Here is a 23,656-nt window from a genome sequence, read left to right as displayed (position 1 = left end):
AAGATCGGCTTTCAATCCTACATACAAACAAAAACCCTTGAGGATTCAAGGGTTTTTATGTTTAAAAAATCATATTCCACGTAGTTTGTCCGACGATTCCGTCTGCGGTTAATTTTTTTCTCCTCTGATAAGCTTTTACGGCTGCTCCTGTTTTTGTTCCAAAGACGCCGTCCACAGTTATACCGAGTGCTTTTTGAATTCTTTTTATATTCTCAGTATCTTTAGATCCTTTTTTTATCACATAGCGTGGGTATGGGATGACAGCTTGCGGCTGTGGTTTTAAAGCTGCTTCTAGTTTAGCCATAGTTTCTTTTCCGGCTAACCCATCTACCGTAAGCTTGTTCATCCGCTGAAAAGTCCTTACAGTAGTGTAAGTCTTTTCACCAAACATTCCATCTACCACTAACTTAAATCCGACAGCATTTAACTTTCTTTGAAGATCTTTTATATCTTCGCCGCTGTCACCTTTTTTGAGATATCCCTTATTCGTGTCTTTTACAACAGAAGGTTTGGATATTGCTTCTGTATCCATTTCTTTTCTCACATCATTAAGGAATTGATTAAAGGTTATCCCATATTGGTTGAGTGCATTATCAGGGTCTGTTCGCCGGTTTGTGTCCAGTTGTTTATGACTTGCAATCTTGCTGAATGGATCCCATTTATTCTTTTTACAAAACCATGACCAAAACCAAACATAACGTTTATATGCTTCTTGAAATTGAATAGATCCCCCAAAGCAAATTTTTACTTCTATAGCAGAATCGTTAGCATCTGCCCCAAAAAGAAGATTATCCATTTGTGTTGCATATTGAACATGATAGGCAATCTCATCTAGTGGAACAATCACTAAAATTTCTTTATCGTCAATAAATACATGTGTACTCGCACTAGGCTGCTGATTATTTAAATAAGTACGATTCTCACGTGCGGTTGTTCCTGGATTCTCTGTATCGTGCGCTACTCCAAAAACAAGGCTTTTGAGTTTCTTTCCAGGTCTTGCATTACCGACTTTAATATAATCGTACGTAATTACATATGACATTCATATCCCTCCCTCCTATAATCTATGAAAATGAGAGAGAATTGCTTGTACACAAGTAAAAACGAAAAAAATAGTGCCTCTATGAGCACTATCTCTATTAAAACTATTTTTTCTTTTTTGGATCAGGATCTGTTTCTTCAGCAAACTCTGTCGCATATCTTAGATTTGGTCTTAGCCTGCTGACACGTCTTCTTTCCGTTTTTACAGCTGGTACATTTTTGATTAAATAACGATGCACGAATACCTCGGCTGCTATGAGGAGAATCGCTGAAATTGCACTTCCCCAAGCAATTTGAAGATAACCATTCAAGAGTACTGAACCAAACAGCCACACGATTGCATATACAATCATAAATTCAGCCATTAGCGTGTTTCTATTTCCGATCCGAGGCAGCAGTATTCGATCTGCAAGAATATATGTTACAGCCGTTGTTGTGATACTAAATGAAATAATTTCACGTATAGATGCATCAAAAACCAAATCCAAGCCTATTGAAAATGCAATTAAACAAACAATAAATTTTAATAGAAGAGCTTTAATTATTTCCAAGTCGAAAACCTCCTTTTCCTACTATAGTTTGATACAAAAAATGAAGGTTCATACTTGTTCTATTATTTTTATTCGAATCTAAATAATAACAAATCTGCGAAATATTTTTGGAATATTTTTGTAATAATTGAAACCAATCCCTCCTTTTCCTCGTCTAATATGTAAGTGGATGTTATTGAGGGGGTTTTTATTTTGAAGAAAAGAAATCGAGTTGTTCTTTTTGCACTATCTTCAGTGTTAGCAATTGGTGTGTACACTTTTAACGACTATAAAGATAAAGCAAATGCAACCGAAAATACGAAACACCACATAAATACTGACCAAATCATTGATAAAGCCAAGTCTAAGTATGAGCCATTACCTGCAGCTGAAAAGCAAGTTGCTGCTGCGGAAAAAATAGAAACAGTTAAACAAAGCCCTTCTATTAGCCAAACCGAAAAGTCTCAAACTGTTACGGATCGTTCACCTTCGAAACAAGTCAATAAACAACCTGTTAAAGAGATTACAGAGGTTACAAAGCAAGAAAATCAAAATTCCATAATAAGCGAAGAAGGTTACACATACGTAAATCTTATGAAAATGGAGAACCTGTCCAATTTAATAAATATTGCTAAAAAACATAGTGCCTTATTGTATGGAATGGAAAACAGTGATTGTTTTGCGATGTTTTCAAAGGACCATATGGAACAGCCCATAATAATGTTCAGTACTGGTTCTCGATCTGTTCCGATTGAACACGTTAGTATTTTATATGACATGCATCCCGCTATAAAAGATCAAATTAAGCAAGTTGTCGATACAGGTAAAGAAATGACTGTAGAAGTTGGAGAATACGAGAGTTATTTTATCTCTAAAGAGGATGGGGAAATCAAACTTTCCTATTAAATTAAGAAGAAGGCTAACCTCGAATGGGTCAGCCTTCTTTTTATCTTTTTAATCCTTCTTAATTTCTTTAAGTGCCACTACTTTTAGAGCGAGTAATTCATCATTTGAAAATTTTTTCTGAAATTCTTTATACATGGCTACTTGTCCTTTTTCATCCAATCCAGCAGTTATTTTGTTTTTTACTTTTAGAAAATCATTTAGTGTGTATTTATTAGAAATGAGCTTAACAGCTTCCTTCTTTGTTGTGAAAAGTAAGTTTCCTGGAGGAGTTTCGCCTGATTCGATGTATTTTCTAATCTCCGGGTCTTCTAGCAATTGATTGATCTCATCTTCATTGATGACCAGCTGATTTGAAATTTCGTTCATTGCTGTATCTGATGCATAGTCTTTCACAAAAAAGTAGCCGCCAACACCGATCACCAATAATAGAGTGAGGAAAATTCCTAGTATCCATTTCACCATTTTTTCACCACACCACCTCAAAAGTTTTATGCTCAATATCATTCCCATCTGCTGGGAATAAAAGATTTGTCTGCTATTTTATCAAAAATTCTTCTTAAGTTCACTCAATAACTATTTTTATTATGTTATTATTTACCATGTATTGCAACGAACAATCTATTTTACATAAGCAGGAGGTTCATATGGCTCGTTTAACCGATCACTTAATCGTGATTTCTTTTGATTGTTTATCTTCCTTAGATTTCCCTATGCTGAAAGAGCTTCCTCATTTTAAGAATCTTTTGCAGAGAGCAGCGTATTGCACACAAGTAAATTCAATATATCCTTCTGTTACTTACCCCTGTCATACGTCTATCATTACTGGAAATTATCCGAATCGCCATGGGATCGTGAATAATACATTATTACAGCCAGGCAGATCTTCCCCTGACTGGTATTGGCACCGTAAACATGTGAAAGGGACGACTTTATATGATGAAGCAAAAAAAGCAGGAATGAAAACTGCTGCATTGCTTTGGCCCGTTACGGCCCGTGCAAATATTGATTACCATATGCCTGAGATTTTCGCCAATCGTTCATGGCACCATCAAATCCCTGTCTCTCTTTTTAATGGCAGTATGCTCTACCAACTGGATATGAATCGTCGATTTGGTCATCTAAGAAGTGGTCTTAATCAGCCTGAGCTGGATGATTTTGTTTTAGAGTCGGCTGTACATACGATTAAAACAAAAAAGCCAGAACTTATGCTCGTTCATTTAGTAGATTTGGATTCTCAGCGCCATTACCATGGTTTTTCCTCAGAGGAAGCTTTGGCTGCTATTCGCCGGCACGATGTTCGTCTTGGCAGAATTGTTGAGGCTCTAAAAGAAGGGGGGATCTATGATCAATCGACGATTATAGCATTAGGCGATCATAGTGCTCTCGATGAATCAAAAGCTGTTAAGCTCAATGTTTTACTTCAAAAAAACGGTCTTATTCAAGTAAATGAACAAGGGGTTGTAACCCATTGGAAAGCTTACTGCAAAAGTTGTGATGGATCTGCATATATTTATGTAAATGATCCGTCAGATTTAAACACAAAGGAGGTAGCAAGCCAGCTTTTGAAGAATCTATTACTTGATGAATCCAACGGCATAGAAAAGGTTTATAGCCAAGAGGAAGCTGCTGCAATGGGAGCAGATGATCAATGTACGTTCATGATTGAAGCCAGACTTGGGTTTTATATTAAGGAGAATCTGGATGGTGAATTTATTGATCATATTTCAGAAAGGGATGTACGAGAAAAACGGTATACTTTTGCATCACACGGTTATTCTCCCGAAAAAGAAAACTATAAAACAATCTTTATGGCTGCCGGAAAGGGTATTCGTCAAAACACAGTCGTTCCGTCGATGAACTTGGTCGATGAAGGACCAACATTTGCAAAGCTGCTCGGTCTCGATTTAGGAGACACAGATGGAAGAGTAGTAGAAGAACTGATAACTGATTTTGCAAAATAAATCGTTACAGAAAGGAAAGAGCCAATGAAACGGTTTACGAAAGAAGAAAATAGCTGGATGTATTATGATTGGGCAAATTCTGCTTATTCCATCATTATTACTACAGCCGTGTTCCCCTTGTTTTATAAAGCGGCGGCTACGGATGCCGGAGTGAGTGCATCAAACTCGACAGCTTATTTAGGTTATACCATCGCCATATCCACATTTATTTTAGCGATGCTCAGCCCGATTTTAGGGACAATTGCGGACTACAAAGGGTTAAAAAAACGGTTTTTCACATTCTTTTTTTCATTAGGGATTGTATCGACTGCCGTCCTAGCATTTATACCTAGTGATCAGTGGCTGCTATTATTAATTTTTTATACGTTTACGGCAATAGGATCCAGCGGTTCGAACGTCTTTTACGATGCTTTTCTAACGGATGTAACAACAGAAGAACGGATGAACAGAATATCAGCTCGTGGATATGGATTAGGTTATATCGGCAGTACGATACCTTTCATTATAAGTATCGCAATTATTGTTTTAGCTCAAAAGGAGATTCTTCCAATTTCCACGACAGTCGGGAGTAAGATTGCCTTTTTGATTACAGCTGTTTGGTGGGGATTGTTCAGTATTCCGCTTTTAAAGAATGTTTATCAGCGCTATGGAATCGAACGAGAACCTAAGCTTGTATACAATAGCTTTAAGAGACTTGGTGCAACGTTAAAGGAAATTCAAAAATATCGTGCTTTGTTTTTATTCTTGCTGGCCTATTTCTTCTATATTGATGGTGTCGGTACGATCATTACGATGTCTACAGCTTACGGTTCTGATTTAGGAATCAGCTCTACGAATCTACTGATTATTCTTTTCGCTACACAAGTTGTTGCAGCGCCATTTGCTATTTTATACGGCAGGCTTGCCGAAAAATTCACAGGCAAAAAAATGCTTTATGTGGGAATCAGTGTCTATATTATCGTTTGTATTTATGCTTATTTCTTAAAAACAACAACAGATTTCTGGATTTTGGCTATGCTTGTCGCTACATCCCAAGGTGGTATTCAGGCATTAAGCCGCGCTTATTTTGCAAAGCTAGTACCAAAGAAAAATGCTAACGAGTTTTTCGGTTTTTATAACATTTTTGGTAAATTCGCGTCCATTATGGGACCCTTATTAATTGCAATAACTGCTCAAATTACAGGTAACTCTGCAAGTGCTGTGTTCAGCCTGGTGATTCTATTTATCATCGGGATAACTATACTTGTATTCGTTCCTGAACCAAAAGTAGATTCATCGCACACGATAAGCGCATAATTGATATTAAAAATGGCATAACTCAAAGGATGATTTATCGTCTTTTGAGTCTTTTTATTGTTTATTTTATTGTTCTGTATAAAGAAGGGGTCTGTCCCGGGACAGACCCCTCTCTTCCTAGTAATTTAAGCCATGGCTTCCCTGTCTGCTTTTTGTACGTTTTTCTTTTTAAAGTTGAAAACGGCAAATGATAATAAAGCAAAGATGACAAGATAAGATAAAAGAATGAACATGTTCGAGAATGCTGCACCTATATCATTGAGTGAGATAACAGCTTTAAAACCAGCGATCGAATAGGTAAATGGAAGGTATTCGCTTAGGTTTCTTAAATTTTCAGGCAGCATTTCAATTGGCAGGTTCGCTCCTGTAATAGACAGCTGCAAGATTACAAATCCTAAGGCGACAAATCGTCCGATGTTTCCTCCAAGTGCTGCTAGGAAAAGAACAATCGCCGAAAAGACAACGCTTACAACGATCGCAAATATAATTAATCCAAATGGATTACTGACATCAACCTTGAGAATTAGAAGAACAACAGCTAAAAGCAAGATAGCTTGTGCAATAGCAAGTGCTGCCAAGTTCATAAATTTCACGGCAAACCAATTAAAACTTGATATAAATGATGGTCTCTTAAAATCAATGAACAGAGACATGATCAAGATCCCTGCAAAGAGACCAAGAGTAAGAACGTATGGAGCCGTCGAATCACGATAATGATGATATTCGTTTACAGACTCACTTTTTAGTTTTACTGGAGCTGCAAACATTTTAATGTTTTCGTTTGTATTATTAAGTCCCCCCGTTTTTTCTGCTCCTGTTTTTAAACCGGATGATAGCTTTTCGCTTCCATCATTAATTTTTCCGGCTCCGTCATTCAGCTTAGTTGCACCTGCTGAAAGTCTTTTCCATCCTTCATCTACTTTTTGATTTCCATCAGATATTTTTCCTGCACCAGCATCTAATTTTGTTACACCAGCGGTTAGATTCCCCCAACCCTTGTTCACTTTTGCGTTTCCATCTGCAATTTTACCAGCCCCAGCTTCAAGCTTACCGGCACCTGCTTCAAGCTTACCAGCTCCTGCATCAACTTTTGTCTGGCCAGCAACCAGTTTGTTCAGCCCGTCGTTAAGTGCAACAGTACCTGGCGCAATTTTCGTAGAGATCCCATCTGCTACAGCAACTGCTCCGTCATTTAGTGCTACTGACTTTGTAGATAAGCTCGTTAACCCAGCGGATATTTCTTCCGCTCCATCGATAATCTGCTGATAATAGGGTCCAACATTAACTGTCGGATTGGCCTTCTTATATTCTTTTAGTCCAGCTACTAGTTTTTGTGCCCCGGTTGCGAGTTTTGCAGAACCTACTTTTAGTCTGCCTGTCCCATCTGCAACCTTTCTGCTACCTGGAACTAGTTTTTGTGATACACCGTCACTAAGAGTTTGACTGCCTGCTTGCGCTTTCTGCAGACCAGCTAAAATTTGAGACGTTCCATCCTTTAGGCTCAACGTACCATCATGAAGAGTTACTGTTCCATCATGAAGCTGTCCCGATCCATCTGATAATTTTTGTATATCACCTGATTTTGCGTTCAGATTATTTAACAGCAGCCCTGTACCGCTTTTCAATTCTTTTGTCCCGTTAGCTAACTTTGTGATATCTGATTGCTTAGAAGAAACAGAGCTTACAAGGTCGCTTGTTCCTTTATGCAGTTTCGTCGTTCCATCTGCAAGCTGAGAAGAACCATCTGCAGCCTTGCCAAATCCGGTCGAAACATCTCCAAGACTAGAGAACACTTTGGCAACATACTGTTCAGTAATTGTATCTCCCAATTTTTCACGAATTCTTTGAGTAGCGGTTTCAGTTACTTTTGATGCTAAAAAATTAAGCCCTTCATTTTGAATATATTCTAACTCAAGTTTTTTTGGATTTGGATCCAAAACGGTCGTTACACGATGAGAAAAATCTTCAGGTATAATAATGGCCATATAATAGTCGTTCTTTTGAAGTCCTTTCATAGCTTCTGTTGAGTTTACAAATTTCCATCCCAGATCCTTTCCGGACTTCAAGTTTGTTACTAAATCATCTCCTACGTTAATAGCTTGATCTCCAGATACCGCTCCTTTATCGTTGTTCACAACCGCAACAGGTAAGTTTGATAGATTATCATACGGTCCCCATGTTGCAGATAAAAGGATCCCCCCATACACAACAGGCACAAGCAATGCTGCGATCACGGAGAATAGTATGGCCTTATTGGCTGCCAATTTTGCGAATTCCGCGGAAAGTAAATTAAAAATGGTCATTCAGATTCCCTCCAAATGTGTAAGACTTTTAAAAATGAATGGCTGCTCATTCATTCGCTAATTATCATAATATTCAAATAACATATAGAAAGCTAGTCCATCTGAAAAAACACATATATCTTACTACTTGGTCTATACATAAAGTAGTATTGTAAGATATCGAGGGATCGGGACCATATCATCACGATTAGTAATAGTGCCTTAACTAACTAATCAAACAATAAGCCTTATTCACAGATCATGAACAAGGCTAGAATTCTACTTATTGTGTTGGACCGTGCTGAGGCATTTGAGTCATATAGTTTGAAAACTGCTGATACGTCTGCTGAATCTTCTGAGGATCTTCTGCTTCAAGAGCGTACCACCCTTTTTTAAACATCATTTCATATAATTCACGCTGCATATTTTGAGTTTCATTAAAAACAGATAAAAGGTCTCGATAAAGAGCTTCATGACTTGCCTCATTTAAAGCTGTCGAATAAGAATCAGTCATGTATTTTTCATAAGAAAGAAGGTCATTTATATAATCACGATCATTCATTTGCGGTGTTTTTGGAACCGTTGATTCCGGGTTTTGCATTTTGTTCGTTTGATTCATTTTATCTTTCTCCTTTCTAATTTCGGGTACTGTTTTGAGGCTGATTCATCGCTGCTTGCTGAGCCGAAATATGTCCTAGAATGCGGTTATAATGGCTTTCATGCATTTTACAAGCCTTTTCAAGTGTTGATTTAATTTCGAAATCCTGACATTGAGAAGCCATAGAATGTGCCTTTTTGGCTCCAAGCAAGTTCCAAGAAAGCATATCCTTAATATAATTTAGATCTTTTCCAGTGATCACTTTAGGGGGATTTTGATAAATTAGCTGCTGATTTTGAATCTGATTTTGATTTTGACTCTGATTTTGCATCTGCATAACATTTCCTCCTTTAAGAATTTCTATCCTAGTTTCTCTAACTTTATTGTGATTATTCTTGAGTGCCAATAAAAAAAGGACCCAAAAGGTTTGGCTGCCTTCTGAGTCATTTCAATTTTTCATTTGTTATTTTATTGTACGATCCATTTCGGTCCTAGTATTGTTTGGATGCGATAAAAGTTTCCATAAACTGCATTAATGGTATATGTTCCTGGATAAAGACTTGCCGCTGCCATTTTATGCCTTGTATCCGGTCGATCATATAATGGAACTTTTGCTGTTAACTTAATCGTTTTAGTCGTGTGAGTGATTCGTTTCTCCCAGCGCTTATCTCCTTCTAGTGCCATGTATAGACCAGCTTTTTTATTTCGTGCCCACTCATCATTAAAAACAGAAATCGGTACATTCGTTTCACCAGAATAAGGAGCTAATTCAAAAGTGAACCCAGGACGTTTATAGGTTTGAATGAACCAGTCTTTATAACCGCCGCCGTTTGATAAATTTGTGTCAGGCGGAATTAATCTGTAACCTGTCATATTCGCAAGTGTACTTCCTAACGCCTTATCCCCTCCATAAGTACCGCTTCCATAATTAAAATGATAATAAAGAATTCTTCCTGCTGTATGATACGAAGTTGTAAGTTCTGGACTTACTAGAGAAGTAAGTGTTGTTAGTACTTTTGCTTCTGTCGTTTCTAGTGGCGCTTTTCCTTTGTAATCCTTATAGGATGGTGCAGTTGCATTATTAGAAATTTCTTTCCAGCGTGCTGGGTATTGTCTATTTAGATCGATACCTTGAGCATTGGATTTCCACCTTTTAAAATCTTTGCTGCCGGCGTTCATTTTTATTAAATTTGCTTGTGAAGTGGCTGGAAAAGCTGAAAGTCCTTTTTGTTGAAGAGTTACTCCATCAGGGTTCGTCATGGGTACAAACCAAATTGACGTATTATTCAATACTTGTGCAACATTATAACCATCCATCGTACCGTTTAAAGAGTATTTTTCACTGTACTGATCAATCATTTCCATTAAGATATTTGTTGTGATCCACTCTCTAGCATGATGTGAACCGTTATATAAAACAGTTGCATCACCTCTTCCTAGTTTAACTGCCCAAATATCACGTCCGTAAGCAGTCTTCCCCAATGAACGGTATTGAACCAATCCCGGATATTTTTGTGCGAGTGTTTTTATGTTGTTTGTTAATGTTTCATATGTATAGGTTTGATTTGGATTTACATAACTTGTTGCTTCCGCCTTACTCCCCAGACTTGTAATTGCGAGCATAACTATCGTTGTGAAAATTACTAGTCCTTTTTTCACCACATTTTCTCCTTCCAAATTTTAATATTATTTGAATATATTAAAATTATATATAGGAAAGAAAAGAGAAGCGCATGAGTTTAGTAGCTATTATTATTTCATTTTGTTTACCTAATTTGAGTCAAACCTCATAGGTTTTTGGTAATCCTCACACAAATGAATCGTTCAATTAACTTATAGTCCAAGAAAGTATAATTCTACGATAACAGTTAAAAATAAACTTTATTTTTGTCATACAAAAACTATACAAAATGTTTAATATTATGGAAAAAGTGGAATAAAATGTTTGTAATTGCATGTTTGTAATTATAAAAATTTAAGGAGGGTTTTGGATGGCAAGTAAATTTGTAAAAGTTTTAGGAATCGTATTTATTATTTTAGGTGTTGTCGGTTTCTTTCTTCCAATGGAAGGCATTTTTCATCTCACAACTTCTCATAACATCGTCCATTTAGCTTCAGGTATTATTGCATTAATTATGAGTTCTAGTGAAGCAAAAAGTATTCTATTTGCAAAGGTTTTTGGATCAGTTTATTTACTGGTTGCCATACTAGGATTATTCATGCACGATTTTGCCGGTATTATGTTTATGGCTGCTACTAATATCTTGCATTTTATTATCGCCTTTGCAACTCTTTATGTTGGGTTCGCGTCAACCTCTTCAAAAGAAGCAACAAATACAATATCGCGATAGTCTTTTATCAGCATGAAAGAGCATTCCAAATTTAATCTCGGAATGCTCTTTTTACTTTTTGACTGCCATTTATTTTTTACTTCCTTCAAATTCTTCTTCAAAATAAAACGTATTTGGCTGTTCTTGCACTTTATAACAATATTTCTTCATATGTTTTACAAATTGAAATTTCGAGATCGTCAAAGACTCACCTGTTTTTAAAACGGTTACGCTATCACCTTCGCTAAATAAGTTGCCTGTTTTCAAGTGGCCACTTCCCTTCATACTTCATTTTAACACATTTTAAGTATTCATATTTGATTACAATTACAATACTTCATTCGTTATGGTTTTGTGTGGCCATTATTATGGGAAGAGTAATAAAGTACGCAAGACAAAACATGAGGGATTTCAGATGAAAAAAAACGAAAACCAAACAATGGATATTCCAGATCGTCAGTACTTTTTCCCGGCACAGATTGTTGAATACTTCATAGAAGAAGGTAAAGCTTCTCTTCAAATTACAACCCTTGCCCAATTTATTCTTTCGTTTATGGCAGGTTCCTTTATTGCTTTTGGCGCATTAGGATCCGTCCTGTTATCAATGAATGTACATTCATCAGGTGTATACAACCTTCTCTCCGGTATAGGTTTCGCTATTGGATATGCGATGATCTTCTTATCCGGATCAATCCTTTTTACAGAGATCAATATCCTGCTTCCGAGCTACATATTACAGAGTAAATATTGGATCAGCAAAAAAGTTTTGCACTTTTGGGGCATTTGTTATGCAGGTAACTTTTTAGGAGCTTTGTTTGTAGGTTTTTTACTAAATATGTCCGGATCTCTTGATAAAGAGTTTTACGACGGTCTCTTAAAATTCATGGAAAAAAAGATGGAATTTACTGACAGGGGTGTATGGGGCTGGTTTCAAGTTTTATTCTCAGGAATCCTTGCAAACTGGCTGATTGGGATCGCAGCCGTATTGGCAACGGCCGCTAGAGATGTTATGGGTAAAATCTTCGGGATCTTAATGCCAGTTATCATCTTTGAAGCTGGTAATTTCCAGCATGCCGTAGCGAATATGGGGTACTTTAGCATAACTGTCTTAGAGGGCTTTCAATACAGCTGGTGGGAATTTATATTACTTAATCTTATCCCAGCAACAATCGGTAATTTAATTGGAGGAGGAATTCTTGTTTCTCTCTTATTATCATTTGCATTTAAAGAAGACATTGATGATGATATCATAAAGGAAGAGGAAGAAGTTTTTGAAGATGGACAAGGAAACAGCAAAAAAAATATATGAAATGCATGTACATCTCTATTGTCATATACAGTAGAGGTGTTTTTTGTTACAGTTCATGTATATACCTGCATTACGTGATCACGAAAATAAAGGATGACAACATATGCCTTATGAAACAAAGATGGCTTATATCCATATTGTAATCGGTGCTTCTCTTTGGGGAATTATCGGTTATTTTGTAAAAGAACTTGCACTTATAGGATTCACTCCGTTACAAATCGTCTTTTTAAGAGCGATTAGTGCCTTGTTTTTTTTCTTCATTTGGATTTTAATGTACCGCCCCCAATTATTAAAAATTCAATGGAAAGATTGCTGGTACTTTATTGGTACAGGAATTTTAAGCATCACTTTTTTTAACTGGTGTTATTTTACGACGATCCAGAATGCTTCATTAGCTATTGCTGCCATTCTTTTGTACACAGCACCTGCATTTGTTTTATTGATTTCCATTTTCGTATTTAAAGAAACACTTACCTTCCAAAAACTTATTGCCTTATTCCTTACATTTTTAGGATGCACGTTCGTTTCTGGTCTGTTATCTGGTCAATTTGCTGAGTTATCTTGGGCAGGTCTGTTTACGGGATTAGGAGCTGGATTTGGCTATTCTCTATATAGTATCTTTGGAAAACTTGCAGGAAAGAAATACGAAACACTTACGATTAGCTTTTATACCTTTTTGTTTGCTCTTATTGTTTTATTTCCACTCAGTCATATTTCTGCTTCGAATATTGAACTTACGAACATAAAAGTACTGGGATATACTGCTGGATTAGGATTGCTTCCAACAGTTCTTGCTTACTGGTTTTATACAAATGGCTTAAAACAAGTCGAAGCAAGTAAAGCATCTATCATGTCGACAGTCGAACCTGTAGTGGCTACTATAATGGGGCTGTTTCTCTATAGGGAAGCTATTTCGATTATTCAAATGCTCGGAATTATTTTCGTATTAGGGGCTGTATTGCTCATTCAAGAACGAAAGAAGACATTCCAACTCGATTCTTCTTTAAAAAGAACATAAGAAAAAGGGTGCATAATCTGCACCCTTTTCTTTATAAAATAGACCGCAAGAAATCTTGTGTGCGCTCTTCTTTCGGATTGTCGAACAGTTCTTGGGGATTTCCTTTTTCCCAAATTTGCCCATCATGCATATAAACGACTTCATCTGCTACTTCTTTGGCAAATCCCATTTCGTGCGTGACGACGACCATCGTCATTCCTTCTTGAGCTAACTCTTTCATTGTCGACAGCACTTCGCCTACTAGTTCCGGATCTAGTGCTGAGGTTGGTTCATCAAAAAGCATTATATCAGGCTTCATAGCAAGAGCCCGAGCAATCGCAACACGCTGCTTTTGACCGCCTGAAAGTTTAGCTGGATATACATCAGCTTTGTCGGACAATCCTACTTTTCTTAAAAGCTCGATCGCGTCCTTTTTAACTTCTGCTTTGTTCTCTTTTTTCACCATAAGCGGTGCTTCCATTACGTTTTCAAGCACTGTTTTGTGAGGAAACAAATTAAAATGCTGAAACACCATTCCTACCTTCTGCCTAACTTCATTCAGATTGTGTGTTTTAGGATCAACTTCTTCTCCTTCAATAAAGACTTTTCCCGCATTTTTTATCTCCAGAAAGTTAATGCAGCGAAGAAGTGTACTCTTTCCTGATCCACTTGCTCCGATTAAAACAACAACCTCACTCTCTTGTACATCTAAATTTACTTCTTTCAGAACTTCAAGATCTCCAAAGCTTTTTTTCAAGTTTTCTATTCTTATCATTTCTTTTTTCATTATGATACCTCCCTATTCACCAGCTGAAAGTTTCTTTTCCAATAAATTTACGAGCAGTGTGAAAAGAAGGACTAAGACTAAATAATACATACCTACAATGATTAAATAGGTCATTTCGTCAAATGTTCTGGAACCTTGAGTTGTTGCAACGTTGAATAGTTCAGTAAGGGCGATAAACGAGGCTAATGAAGAATCTTTCAGCCCGATAATAAATTGATTGCCTAATGGCGGTAGTGCTCGTTTAAAAGCTTGCGGTAGTATAATTCTTCTCATTGTTAAACCATAAGGCATTCCTAAAGAGCGCCCTGCTTCCATCTGCCCTCTATCAATTGATTGTATCGATCCTCTAAAAATTTCTGCTATATATGCACCATTATGCATGGCAAGACCGTAAACCGCACACCAGAATGCCGGAATTCCGAGTTGGGCTAAACCAAAATAAAAGATAAATATTTGAACAATTAAAGGTGTTCCCCTAATGATTGCGATATAGATGTTAGCGATCCAATTTAAGATTTTAATACCGGAAATTTTGAATAAGGCAAAAATGAGACCAATACCTGTTCCAATTAAGATAGATACGACTGTTAGCCTTAAAGTCATCCATAAACCTTTCATAAACAGCGGATAACTTTCAGCTAATACATCAAGAATATGAGCAATATCAAACATACTGGGTGCCTCCCTTTTTTCTCTCTCAAACTAGTCATAAGTGCAAAAAGAAAACCGCCGGCATTCTGAACATGCGGGCGGCTCACACGTGTTATTCAGGCTTTTTTGTGATATCTGCACCGATGTATTTTTTGCTCAATTCTTCAAGAGTTCCATCTTCTTTTAGTTTTTTCAAAGCTTTATTGACTGCTTTTAATAATTCTTTATCTTCTTTTTTAACAGCAATTGCCTGTTCGCTCGTACCTAATTGCTCTCGCTCAACAATTTTAAAACCTTTTTCAATCGCTTGTTTTCCAGTAATAGCATCTGTAATAACTGCATCGTGCTTCCCTTCACTCAATGCACGCAATGCTGTTGCATCACTATCGTAGTTTTTGATTGTATTTGTATAATCCTGTGCGGATTTTTCATAGGTAGAACCTTTTGAAACAGCAACTTCTTTTCCTTTTAAGTCTTCTTTTGTCTTAATATCACTATCTGGTCTTGTGAAAATAACAGGACCTGAGTAGTAGTATGGCTCGCTGAAATTTACTGCTTTTTTACGATCATCAGTAATCGTATGGCTTGCCACTGCTGCGTCAAAACGATCTGCCTTTATCGCGGAAATCGCTCCATGGAATTTGAATTTTTCTGGTTTTGGTTTCAAACCAAGTTCTTTAGCTACTGCTTTACCAACAGCTACATCAAAACCTGTAAGTTTACCGTCTTTATCAACGGAACTAAATGGAGGGAATTCACCCGAAACGATAAAATTAAATTCTCCTTCATTTTTCAGTTCTGGACCCCCGTCACTTGAACCGCTGCTGCCGCATGCTGCTAAAATGAACATCGATAAAACCACTACTAAAATACTAACCCTCTTTTTTAAATCCTTCATTCTTATCCTCCTTGAAATCCCATTTAGTAGTTTAAGACTACGTGACAAGGTTAACATGAATTAAAATTTTTCTCAATTTTCAACAAATTTAAAAAGCAGAAAATTGTCTGTTTTTTCATGTTCCTGTCCTTTTAATACCCCGTTATAAAATGATATAAACACCAAGTTACCAAGCAAAAAAAAACACTTCTTTATCTTTACGACAAAGAAGTGCTTTTATCTAGGGCAAAAGTTTTGTTGGCAGGAGCAAGGTGACGGTTGTTCCGAAGTCTAATTTACTTTCAAACGTTATATTTCCATGATGGTTTTCAATGATTTTAAGGCTGACCATTAATCCTAAGCCAATACCTTTTTCTTTATTCGAATAAAATGGTTCTCCTAATCGTGCCAGCCGGTCCTCACCAATGCCAACACCTTGATCGGTTACTTTAATAAACACGTAGCCTTCATCGTATACACCAGTTTCTACAGTGATGTTTCCGCCATATAACATCGACTCAATTGCGTTTTTTATCACATTAATAATGACTTGTTTAATCTGATTCCCTTCACACAAAATATCGGGTACTTGCCGTAAATTTGTCTCAAATTGTACATTGTTCAGGTTTGCTTCCGAATCCAGTAAAGTTATCGTTTGTTTAATAAACTCATTTACGTTTCGATGTTGAAAAACAGTGTCTTGATGAGGTTTTGCCAGCACCAGAAATTCGGTTATAATCGATTCTATCCGGTCCATTTCAGATAAAATAATCTCACTATGAAGATCATCCATATCTGGTTTCATTAGCTGAACAAACCCTTTTATACTTGTAAGCGGATTTCTGATTTCATGAGCAATTCCAGCAGCCAATTCACCTACAACTGTTAATTTATCTGATTTTCTAAGAAGTTCTTCTTTTTCCTTTAAGTCCGTAATATCTTCCGTTATACCTGCTATACGATAGATCTCACCTTCGTCATTTGTAATAGGAAAAGCACGTGTACGAATCCAGCGAATTCTCTTGTTTTTATTTTGAATGCGATATTCAATCACCGATTCACCGAAAGTGATTGATGTTAGAAATTTTTGTACATTCTGCATATCATCATGTACTACTTCTGAGAACACAGAGGTAAAAGGAGTATCACTATTCAGATTCCATATTTTCTTATAAGCCTTAGATATATAGATTAATTCTCTTGTCTTATAGTCTTCCATCCAAAATACATCTTTGGCATGTTCAGCAAATTGACGGAATCTCTCTTCGCTTTCCTTGTGGCCGATTTCCATCTTTTTATTTTTTGTTATATCTCTCGAGACTCCTACAATTCCTTCTATTAGTCCTTGATTATCCCGAATTGGAGAAAGAATCGCCTGATAGTAAACACGTTCTCCATCTCGTATATTGCTCCATTCATAAAGCTGAGATTTACCTTGAAGAACTAAGTCACATGCTTTCCCCTGTCCTTCTGCAATCTCATCTCCAAATACTTCGCTCAAGTTTTTCCCAAGAAAATAGGCAGGGGTTATGTTATGCTTTTCCATCCATTTTCCGTAAATTCCCGTATGTACTAAATTTTTATCGAGGGTAAATACAGTATCGTCCATCGAATCAACTAAAGAGCGAAATCGCTCTTCGCTTTTACTAAGTGCTTGTTCTGTCTCTTTTCGGCTCGTAATGTCAACAAAAGTCAGTACAATTTTATCTAATTCGTTGTTGCTATTGAGGATTGGTTTCGAACTTATGACAATCCAGCGTAGTTCATTTAATTGGCCACTTATTAATCCTAGCTCATAATCACTTACTTCAATTCCACTAGTTAGTGTTATTTGAGAAGGAAGTTCTTGAAAAGATAACTCTCTTTTGTTTTGATCAATCATTTTGTAAGGCATATCATGTAAAAAATGCCCCTCTAATTCTTTTTTAGAAAGGCCGAGAATCGCACATGCTTTTTTATTAGCCAGCATCACTCTGTTGGAACAATCCAATACCATAATTCCACTTGATACTGCTTCGTATAATGTATCCATTATTTCTTTGTTTTCTTGTATTTCAAACGATGATTCACGCATAGGTTACATCCTTGCCGATTTATTTTTATGTACAATATTTTTTTACAAGAATTGTATATTACCTATTTTTCTATGAAATACAAAAAATTACAAGACTTATTTTTTTTGGTTAAACAAATAAAAAATGCGTTCAGCTATTATTCAGAACGCGGCTGCAGTTCTTTTTTCAATTCAGCAGCATCTGATATACTTCTTTTATCGTTAAAAATTTCATCTGGAGCATTTGCGTTTCCGATGAGATATCCTGTAAACTCGGTTCCTAAAAAATCAAAAATGTATTGAAATTGTTGAATTAACGGCAATGCCTTCATTCTAGGCTGATCACCGCCGACAGTAATTACAAATGCCTTTTTCTCACCCATACGTTTTTTGAAATTCAGCGATTCATTTCGTAGACTTTGGGAAAACCGGTCTACAAAGTTCTTCATTATCCCGCTCATTCCATACCAATAAACCGGAGTAGAAAAGATTAAAATATCATGATTTAATATATCATTTATCAATGTTTCATAGTCGTCATCTACTTTTACAAATCCTCCTGGTGCATGACGCAAATCATCTATTGGATTTATTTTATAGTTTTTGAGGTAAAAAGAAGTATGTACTATTTCTTCGTGTACTTTTTTCGTTAACGCTTCTGTATTTCCATTTTCTCTTGAACTACCGTAAATTACAGCAATTTTCAAATGAACCAGCTCCTTTCCGTACTAGTATATCCAAATGAAAGTTCGAAAAGCTATCGAAAGGAATTCACGCTCTACATAAGAATTGATCATGAAAAAGCATTATGAGTAATAGTTTAATAGTGATACTTTTAGGAGGGATAACGATGTTGTTATTTTCTATATTTGCCATCATTGCTTTTTACTTATTAACAAGAAAAGATACGAACAATTTCAAAAAGATCTCCTGGTCCGTCTATGGCGTAATAGCTCTTACTTTTATCATTGGCTTTCTCGTTTTGGGGCGTGAGACAACCACTTATCTGATATGGTCACAGCTCTTTTTTCTGCTATTACTCATTCCTATTTTCGCTTTAGTGATACGTGAAATTTGGCAGATGAACTGCAGCAATCCAGATTGGTTAAAATATCTCATTTCAATTCCTGTATCTTTGCTTTTCATTTTTACACTCTGGGCATGCTGGAATGCATTCCCGGTTATGATGTATATTTTTTGAGAGATGTTAGAAAACGGAATCGCCAAAAGCTCTGGCAATCCCGTTTTTGTTTAGGTGGTTTTCGTAACAATTATTGCTATTAGAAGTCCCCGCACCTTGCATTCCAATCCCTTGTCTACGAAGATTCTTTACGAAAATTAACTAAGAGCAACAATCTTTTAGAATAGAGCCTTTGTTTAAGATTGAACGTTGTTAGATGCCGTATGATAATTGTGATAAAGTTTGCTGCTTTCATCTTTCATTTTTTCAATGAGCTCCTGCGGGTGGATCACCTTCGCCTGATCACCCCAAGCCAGCAGCCATCGGACAAGTCCGTCACTTACAGCGGCTTGTGTTTTAACGATAAAATTATGTTCATCCATCGGCCGGATATCTGCGTCGAGCCCGAACCTGTCGATCATAACGTTGATGAGATCGTTCGTAAACTGCAGTGTTATTGCTGCTTTTTCCCCAGAATACATATTAAAAGATTGGTTTATACGTTCAGGCAGATTTATTTGCAGTGGTTGAAAAGATTCATCTTCTAATTTCACGTTTCTCATTCGATCGATTCGATAGTGACGGACTTCCCCGTATTTCTTATATTCACCGATTAAGTAATAATAATCATTTTTCCACACAACACCATATGGTTTTACAAAATAATATTCTCCATCTCGATGTAATTTGAAGTCTTTTTGGGTATCGTATGTACCGTATTGAAACCTGATCACTCGGCGTTCCGTTATCGCTGTATGCAAAGCATCAATGTAGTAGCGCATCTTGCTATTTTCAGACTTGATCATTCCGTCGAGGTAGATTTGGTTTTGAAGTTTTTTCGCGAGAGACTGGCTTGTGAGTCTTTTAATCTTGCCGATTAATTTTTTTGTTTCTTCTTTTGTAATAAAGCGGGCTGAACTCACCGCGTCAATCAACAACCGCAGTTCATGGACCTCAAACAACCGATCCTGCAGACTGTAAAATTTCTGGCCATATTTTCCGTCATTTTCTAGAATATCGAATTCCATAGAACGCAGCTCTTCAATATCATCTTTAATTGCTCTAGGCTTCACACTGTAATGGTCACCAAAAGATTGCTGCAGCTTCTTCACCAAATCATTGATAGATAATTCACTCTCGCTATCCGTTTCTTCCTGAAAAATCTGCAATATCTTTAAAAGACGCTGTTTTGTAGAAATATCCCCCATACAATCACCTTTATCATTTGTCCTGTTAAATAAAATCGTATAAAAGAAAAGACCTTATGGCAACCCATAAGACCATTTCTTTACAAGTAATGTTGTACACCTGAAAAAGACAAATAAGTTATTTGTCTTTTTCGGGGGTCTGTCCCCCCATCAGGGAGAGGACTTCTTTGACGATGGTATTTATTTTTTGGTTGATGAAATCATCACCAAACTTCTCTTTAGCTTGAATGATAGCTCTCATTACTTCTTCATCATATCGAATAATATCTTTGTCATCTTCTGCTTCATTATATAAATCGATCATCCGATCTAAACCTTCTTGCATGCGGTCAATAGCTTCACTGTATTTTTCGCGATCCTCTTTATTATATTTCAAGTTCATCACCCTTCATTAGCTTTTCCATCTCTTTTCGCTATCAAACTCTTCAAACTTACAATGCGTGACTATTTTCACTATGTTTTCAACTGAATGTATACTATAATGATTTGGATATTATTATCTTGATATATATTTTTTTACATATTTGAAGAAAGGAGGGGGAAACATGATTCGCCGATGGTTTTCAAATAAACGAAAACAACCACGTTTATTACTTGAACAAAATGCTTCAAATTCTGCAGTAGGTTTATGTACAAATGAAATAACCACGATAGATCCTGTTAAAGAAATCTCTCATTTCAAATGCCGTTTAAAAGAGTTTGGAATAGAGTTTAGACATTTAACAGCGAGTTCACCTCACGATGTTAAACAAAGATTACAAGCCATAAAAGTGGCAGAGGAAATCGCAGGAGACCCTGAAATGAGAAACTATTTTTTAACATGGAAACGTTTGCCCCTTCTTCATGATCAAAAATCGCAGCAACAAAAACTGACCATGAAAAGGCAGCGTGAATACATAACCGCCCTAACCTTAATTTTTATAGAGAATTATCAGGTACTACTGCAGTATGTGCCTGGACCGGGAGGAAATTTCGAATGAACAAAGCGATCATTGTAGAGGTTAGTAACCGTCACCTCATCGTGCTGGCAGAAGGCGGAGAATTTAAAAAGATTAAGAATACCAATCCCAAACATCAAGTTGGACAAGAAATCATCCTGCCAACTAAAAATTTAAATCTTGGTTCTTTTATGACTGTCATGTTTAATTGGAAAACAGGTACTGCAGCTGCTCTTGCTATTATTCTATTGTTCTTTCAAGTGTTATCCCCAATTACCGGACAAGGTGCTTATGCCTATGTTGGAATGGATATGGACCCGAGCCTCGAATTAAAAATTAACGGTGAGATGCAAGTGCTGAACATTGTTTCTTTTAATGAAGAAGGAAAAAATGTTTTACAGCGATTAGATGGATGGAAGAAACAAAATATCTCCAAAGTGACAAATGATATATTCGAAATCAGTAAGAAACTTGGCTACTTGGAACCAGATGAAGAAGTTCTTATTACGACTACGCTTTCTGAAGAAATTCCTGAGAATAAAGAACAGGAACTGAAAGAACGTGTCAATGAAGTGATGAATAAAACAGCCAAAGAAAAGTCTGTTGAAATGACAACCATCGTCATAAGTTCTAAAGAACGTGAAGAAGCGAAGAAAATGAAAATCTCGCCGGGCCAATATGCAATCTATACGGCAGCAAAAAAATCGGGAATCAACATTACAGCAAAAGAAGTTTCAGGTAAAACAATAGAAGAAATATCAGAAAAAGTAGGACCAATTAAAGAGTTATTGGAACAAAATAAAGAAACAGCTTCAACTAAAAAAGAAAATCACGTTTATGACCCACCTCTTCCCGTATTAGATCAAAAAGAAGACAAGGTTTCTAATACAGAGGAAGAAAACAGCATAAAAGAAATTTCTCCAGCACCTGCTAAAGCTGAAAAACCAGCAGTTGCTTTTACAGAGCCGAAAATTATTGAAAATAAGAATACTTCTTCGTTAACTAAAACAGAAAAAAATAATGATAAAGAAAAGGTACTGTCAAAGGAAAAAGAGAAGCCAAAAGCCGCACCGACTGCAAAGTCTCCAACCACCGAAAATGAGACAGAATTTCCGGATAAAAAAGCAGATGCTGTTGCTCACCCTTCAAAATCAAAAGAAGAAAAACCAAAAGCTGAGCTGCCTATAGAGGAGCCACAAGTAGAAGCTCCTAAAGCTCCCGTGGAAACTCCTGTGAATGAAACGGAGCAACAAGCAGAACAAGAAGAACCTGCTCATTCAACCGATAATGATAAGGATAACTGGATTATCATAGAAATTATTCTGGATGGTACTTTATTAACTGTTCATATAAATGCTGATTCAAATGTGATCAAAGAAAATTTATCAATAAACGCTTTAGCACATGTCAATCAAAACCTATTAACAATAAATGAAACTGTGCCTTCACCAGAAATTAAACAAAATGCTGCATACGAAATATCTTCTACAGATACAAAAATGACAGAGTTGAAAGAACACATTGAAAAAGTTACTAGTACGAATGAAACAAATCTACAACAGACTGATCAGAAAGCCTCTTAAATTACGAAAACTCCAGAAAATTTCTGGAGTTTTTTTATTTATGCCTCTTTCGTATAAGCATCTATCTATTATGGCAATAGTGCTAATAGGAGGATGAGGTACATGCGCGGTATATATCATAAATATTTACGTTTACCGATGCTGATTCGGGTTGGTCTGATTCTTTTTATCATTCTAATATCCAGTGCGGTTATAGCTCATCACTTGGAAAAAAAAACTTTCCATACCCTTTTTGAAGGTTTCTATTGGGCAGTAATAACAGCCGGGACGGTGGGCTTCGGAGACATTGCACCAAAAACACAAGCCGTTCGTGTACTAGCTATTATACTTGTCTTTTTAGGAGGAGGATACTTAGCCTTCTTGACTGCACACTTTGCTGCTACGGTAATAAAAAATGAAAATCGTTTTTTTGAAGGGAAAAATATGTATAAAAATGAAGAACATATTATCATAGTTGGCTGGAATGAACGATCACGTAATACCTTGAAAACTTTGGTAAACGAAATGACAGCTTATCACTTAGTTTTAATCGATCATTCACTAAAAGAAAACCCTTTATACCAAAAGGGTATTCATTATATTCAAGGAAAACCTTCTGAGGATGGAACTTGGATAAAAGCTAATATTACAAAAGCAAAATTGGTATTGATCACAGCGGATTCTAACTTAAAGGAACCTGAAGCAGATATGAATACCATTTTATCTATTTTGACAGCACGCGGACTAAATGAAAAAGTACTGATTCATGCAGAAATCCTAACAAAGGAACAATCAACAAATGCGAAAAGAGCTGGAGCCGACTACATCATTCATACTTCTAATTTGGCAGCGATTGAGATGGTAAAGCACTTAAAATATAAATAAATGATGCAGCAATCAATTGGGTCATTTTTTTAGTTCTAAAATCGAATAAATTAATATAGCGTGGATATATTGGGCATTACCGTGGAATTAACGAAATTAACGTGGATATATCAGACATTATCATGGGATTATTGAGATTACCGTGGAATTAAATGAAATATAAGTATCAAAAGTAGAGTAACAACGAAAGATTTAACCGGAGTCGATCTATCTAGGCGTTCTAACTTGTATTTTCAAGAAAATAATGCGAAATAATGAAAAAACA

General features: G+C 36.4%; 25 protein-coding genes. 10 read left to right on the top strand and 15 right to left on the bottom strand.

The features are described 5' to 3' along the window. Positions 1-61: 61 nt before the first annotated feature. A complete protein-coding gene (locus RGB74_RS04975; protein WP_310761899.1) occupies positions 62-1,042 on the bottom strand; it encodes a peptidoglycan recognition protein family protein in 981 nt (326 codons plus the stop codon). A gap of 103 nt (positions 1,043-1,145) precedes the next feature. Beyond that, on the bottom strand, positions 1,146-1,592 hold the full coding sequence (locus RGB74_RS04970) for a YndM family protein (RefSeq protein WP_310761898.1): 447 nt from the start codon (positions 1,590-1,592) through the stop codon (positions 1,146-1,148). Between the two features lie 192 nt (positions 1,593-1,784). Between RGB74_RS04970 and RGB74_RS04965 the strand changes: the two genes are divergently transcribed. Next, on the top strand, positions 1,785-2,477 hold the full coding sequence (locus tag RGB74_RS04965) for a hypothetical protein (RefSeq protein ID WP_310761897.1): 693 nt from the start codon (positions 1,785-1,787) through the stop codon (positions 2,475-2,477). Positions 2,478-2,525: 48 nt separating this feature from the next. Here RGB74_RS04965 and RGB74_RS04960 read toward each other — a convergent pair whose 3' ends face one another. Further along, complete coding sequence (locus tag RGB74_RS04960) at positions 2,526-2,939, bottom strand: hypothetical protein (RefSeq protein ID WP_310761896.1); 414 nt, start codon at positions 2,937-2,939, stop codon at positions 2,526-2,528. A gap of 182 nt (positions 2,940-3,121) precedes the next feature. Here RGB74_RS04960 and RGB74_RS04955 point away from each other — a divergent pair, with 182 nt between their 5' ends. Further along, a complete protein-coding gene (locus tag RGB74_RS04955) occupies positions 3,122-4,438 on the top strand; it encodes an alkaline phosphatase family protein (RefSeq protein WP_310761895.1) in 1,317 nt (438 codons plus the stop codon). 24 nt (positions 4,439-4,462) lie between these two features. Beyond that, complete coding sequence (locus RGB74_RS04950) at positions 4,463-5,734, top strand: MFS transporter (RefSeq protein WP_310761894.1); 1,272 nt, start codon at positions 4,463-4,465, stop codon at positions 5,732-5,734. Between the two features lie 125 nt (positions 5,735-5,859). Here the strand turns inward: RGB74_RS04950 and RGB74_RS04945 are convergent, their stop codons facing one another. From RGB74_RS04945 to RGB74_RS04930, 4 genes are all read right to left on the bottom strand, one after another. Continuing rightward, positions 5,860-8,037: a YhgE/Pip domain-containing protein gene (locus tag RGB74_RS04945; RefSeq protein WP_310761893.1), complete on the bottom strand. Its 2,178-nt coding sequence runs from the start codon at positions 8,035-8,037 to the stop codon at positions 5,860-5,862. A gap of 262 nt (positions 8,038-8,299) precedes the next feature. Further along, on the bottom strand, positions 8,300-8,635 hold the full coding sequence (locus RGB74_RS04940) for a spore coat protein (protein ID WP_310761892.1): 336 nt from the start codon (positions 8,633-8,635) through the stop codon (positions 8,300-8,302). Positions 8,636-8,651: 16 nt separating this feature from the next. After that, positions 8,652-8,951 (bottom strand): hypothetical protein, encoded by a 300-nt coding sequence (locus RGB74_RS04935; RefSeq protein WP_310761891.1) that lies wholly within the window; start codon positions 8,949-8,951, stop codon positions 8,652-8,654. A gap of 131 nt (positions 8,952-9,082) precedes the next feature. After that, positions 9,083-10,273 carry a M14 family zinc carboxypeptidase gene (locus tag RGB74_RS04930; protein ID WP_310761890.1) on the bottom strand — a complete coding sequence of 397 codons (1,191 nt, stop codon included), beginning with the start codon at positions 10,271-10,273 and terminating at the stop codon, positions 9,083-9,085. Positions 10,274-10,605: 332 nt separating this feature from the next. Between RGB74_RS04930 and RGB74_RS04925 the strand changes: the two genes are divergently transcribed. Continuing rightward, positions 10,606-10,965, top strand: coding sequence for a DUF4383 domain-containing protein (locus RGB74_RS04925; RefSeq protein ID WP_310761889.1), 360 nt, complete (start codon positions 10,606-10,608; stop codon positions 10,963-10,965). A gap of 69 nt (positions 10,966-11,034) precedes the next feature. Here RGB74_RS04925 and RGB74_RS04920 read toward each other — a convergent pair whose 3' ends face one another. Continuing rightward, positions 11,035-11,211, bottom strand: coding sequence for a hypothetical protein (locus RGB74_RS04920; RefSeq protein WP_310761888.1), 177 nt, complete (start codon positions 11,209-11,211; stop codon positions 11,035-11,037). A 148-nt stretch (positions 11,212-11,359) separates the two neighbouring features. On the opposite strand from RGB74_RS04920, the gene RGB74_RS04915 reads away from it, so the two are divergent. Both RGB74_RS04915 and RGB74_RS04910 read left to right on the top strand, forming a co-directional pair. Continuing rightward, positions 11,360-12,253, top strand: coding sequence for a formate/nitrite transporter family protein (locus RGB74_RS04915; RefSeq protein ID WP_310761887.1), 894 nt, complete (start codon positions 11,360-11,362; stop codon positions 12,251-12,253). Positions 12,254-12,356: 103 nt separating this feature from the next. Continuing rightward, positions 12,357-13,271, top strand: a complete 915-nt coding sequence (locus RGB74_RS04910) for a DMT family transporter (protein WP_310761886.1) — start codon at positions 12,357-12,359, stop codon at positions 13,269-13,271. A 31-nt stretch (positions 13,272-13,302) separates the two neighbouring features. On the opposite strand, the gene RGB74_RS04905 is transcribed toward RGB74_RS04910, so the two are convergent. The 5 genes from RGB74_RS04905 to RGB74_RS04885 form a co-directional block, all read right to left on the bottom strand. Then, on the bottom strand, positions 13,303-14,025 hold the full coding sequence (locus tag RGB74_RS04905; protein WP_396136047.1) for an amino acid ABC transporter ATP-binding protein: 723 nt from the start codon (positions 14,023-14,025) through the stop codon (positions 13,303-13,305). A 24-nt stretch (positions 14,026-14,049) separates the two neighbouring features. Next, a complete protein-coding gene (locus RGB74_RS04900) occupies positions 14,050-14,709 on the bottom strand; it encodes an amino acid ABC transporter permease (protein ID WP_310761885.1) in 660 nt (219 codons plus the stop codon). Positions 14,710-14,800: 91 nt separating this feature from the next. Further along, positions 14,801-15,586, bottom strand: a complete 786-nt coding sequence (locus RGB74_RS04895; RefSeq protein WP_310761884.1) for a transporter substrate-binding domain-containing protein — start codon at positions 15,584-15,586, stop codon at positions 14,801-14,803. Between the two features lie 220 nt (positions 15,587-15,806). Beyond that, positions 15,807-17,639: a PAS domain S-box protein gene (locus RGB74_RS04890; RefSeq protein ID WP_310761883.1), complete on the bottom strand. Its 1,833-nt coding sequence runs from the start codon at positions 17,637-17,639 to the stop codon at positions 15,807-15,809. Between the two features lie 137 nt (positions 17,640-17,776). Continuing rightward, complete coding sequence (locus tag RGB74_RS04885) at positions 17,777-18,319, bottom strand: flavodoxin family protein (protein WP_310762793.1); 543 nt, start codon at positions 18,317-18,319, stop codon at positions 17,777-17,779. A 149-nt stretch (positions 18,320-18,468) separates the two neighbouring features. Here RGB74_RS04885 and RGB74_RS04880 point away from each other — a divergent pair, with 149 nt between their 5' ends. Beyond that, the gene (locus RGB74_RS04880) at positions 18,469-18,819 is read left to right on the top strand and encodes a hypothetical protein (RefSeq protein ID WP_310761882.1); all 351 of its coding nucleotides are present in this window, start codon (positions 18,469-18,471) and stop codon (positions 18,817-18,819) included. 176 nt (positions 18,820-18,995) lie between these two features. Here the strand turns inward: RGB74_RS04880 and RGB74_RS04875 are convergent, their stop codons facing one another. Beyond that, positions 18,996-20,006, bottom strand: coding sequence for a helix-turn-helix transcriptional regulator (locus tag RGB74_RS04875; protein WP_310761881.1), 1,011 nt, complete (start codon positions 20,004-20,006; stop codon positions 18,996-18,998). A 118-nt stretch (positions 20,007-20,124) separates the two neighbouring features. Further along, on the bottom strand, positions 20,125-20,382 hold the full coding sequence (locus tag RGB74_RS04870) for an atypical membrane-integrating protein (Mistic protein) (RefSeq protein WP_310761880.1): 258 nt from the start codon (positions 20,380-20,382) through the stop codon (positions 20,125-20,127). 169 nt (positions 20,383-20,551) lie between these two features. On the opposite strand from RGB74_RS04870, the gene RGB74_RS04865 reads away from it, so the two are divergent. From RGB74_RS04865 to RGB74_RS04855, 3 genes are all read left to right on the top strand, one after another. Beyond that, on the top strand, positions 20,552-20,986 hold the full coding sequence (locus RGB74_RS04865; RefSeq protein WP_310761879.1) for a hypothetical protein: 435 nt from the start codon (positions 20,552-20,554) through the stop codon (positions 20,984-20,986). Then, positions 20,983-22,527 (top strand): anti-sigma-I factor RsgI family protein, encoded by a 1,545-nt coding sequence (locus RGB74_RS04860; RefSeq protein ID WP_310761878.1) that lies wholly within the window; start codon positions 20,983-20,985, stop codon positions 22,525-22,527. Before RGB74_RS04865 ends, RGB74_RS04860 begins: the two co-directional genes overlap by 4 nt. Positions 22,528-22,629: 102 nt before the next feature. Next, positions 22,630-23,391, top strand: coding sequence for a potassium channel family protein (locus RGB74_RS04855; protein WP_310761877.1), 762 nt, complete (start codon positions 22,630-22,632; stop codon positions 23,389-23,391). Positions 23,392-23,656: the final 265 nt, after the last annotated feature.

This window comes from Bacillus sp. NEB1478 (assembly GCF_031582965.1).
GTDB lineage: Bacteria > Bacillota > Bacilli > Bacillales > Fictibacillaceae > Fictibacillus.
This window is presented reverse-complemented; position numbering and strand designations above follow the sequence as displayed.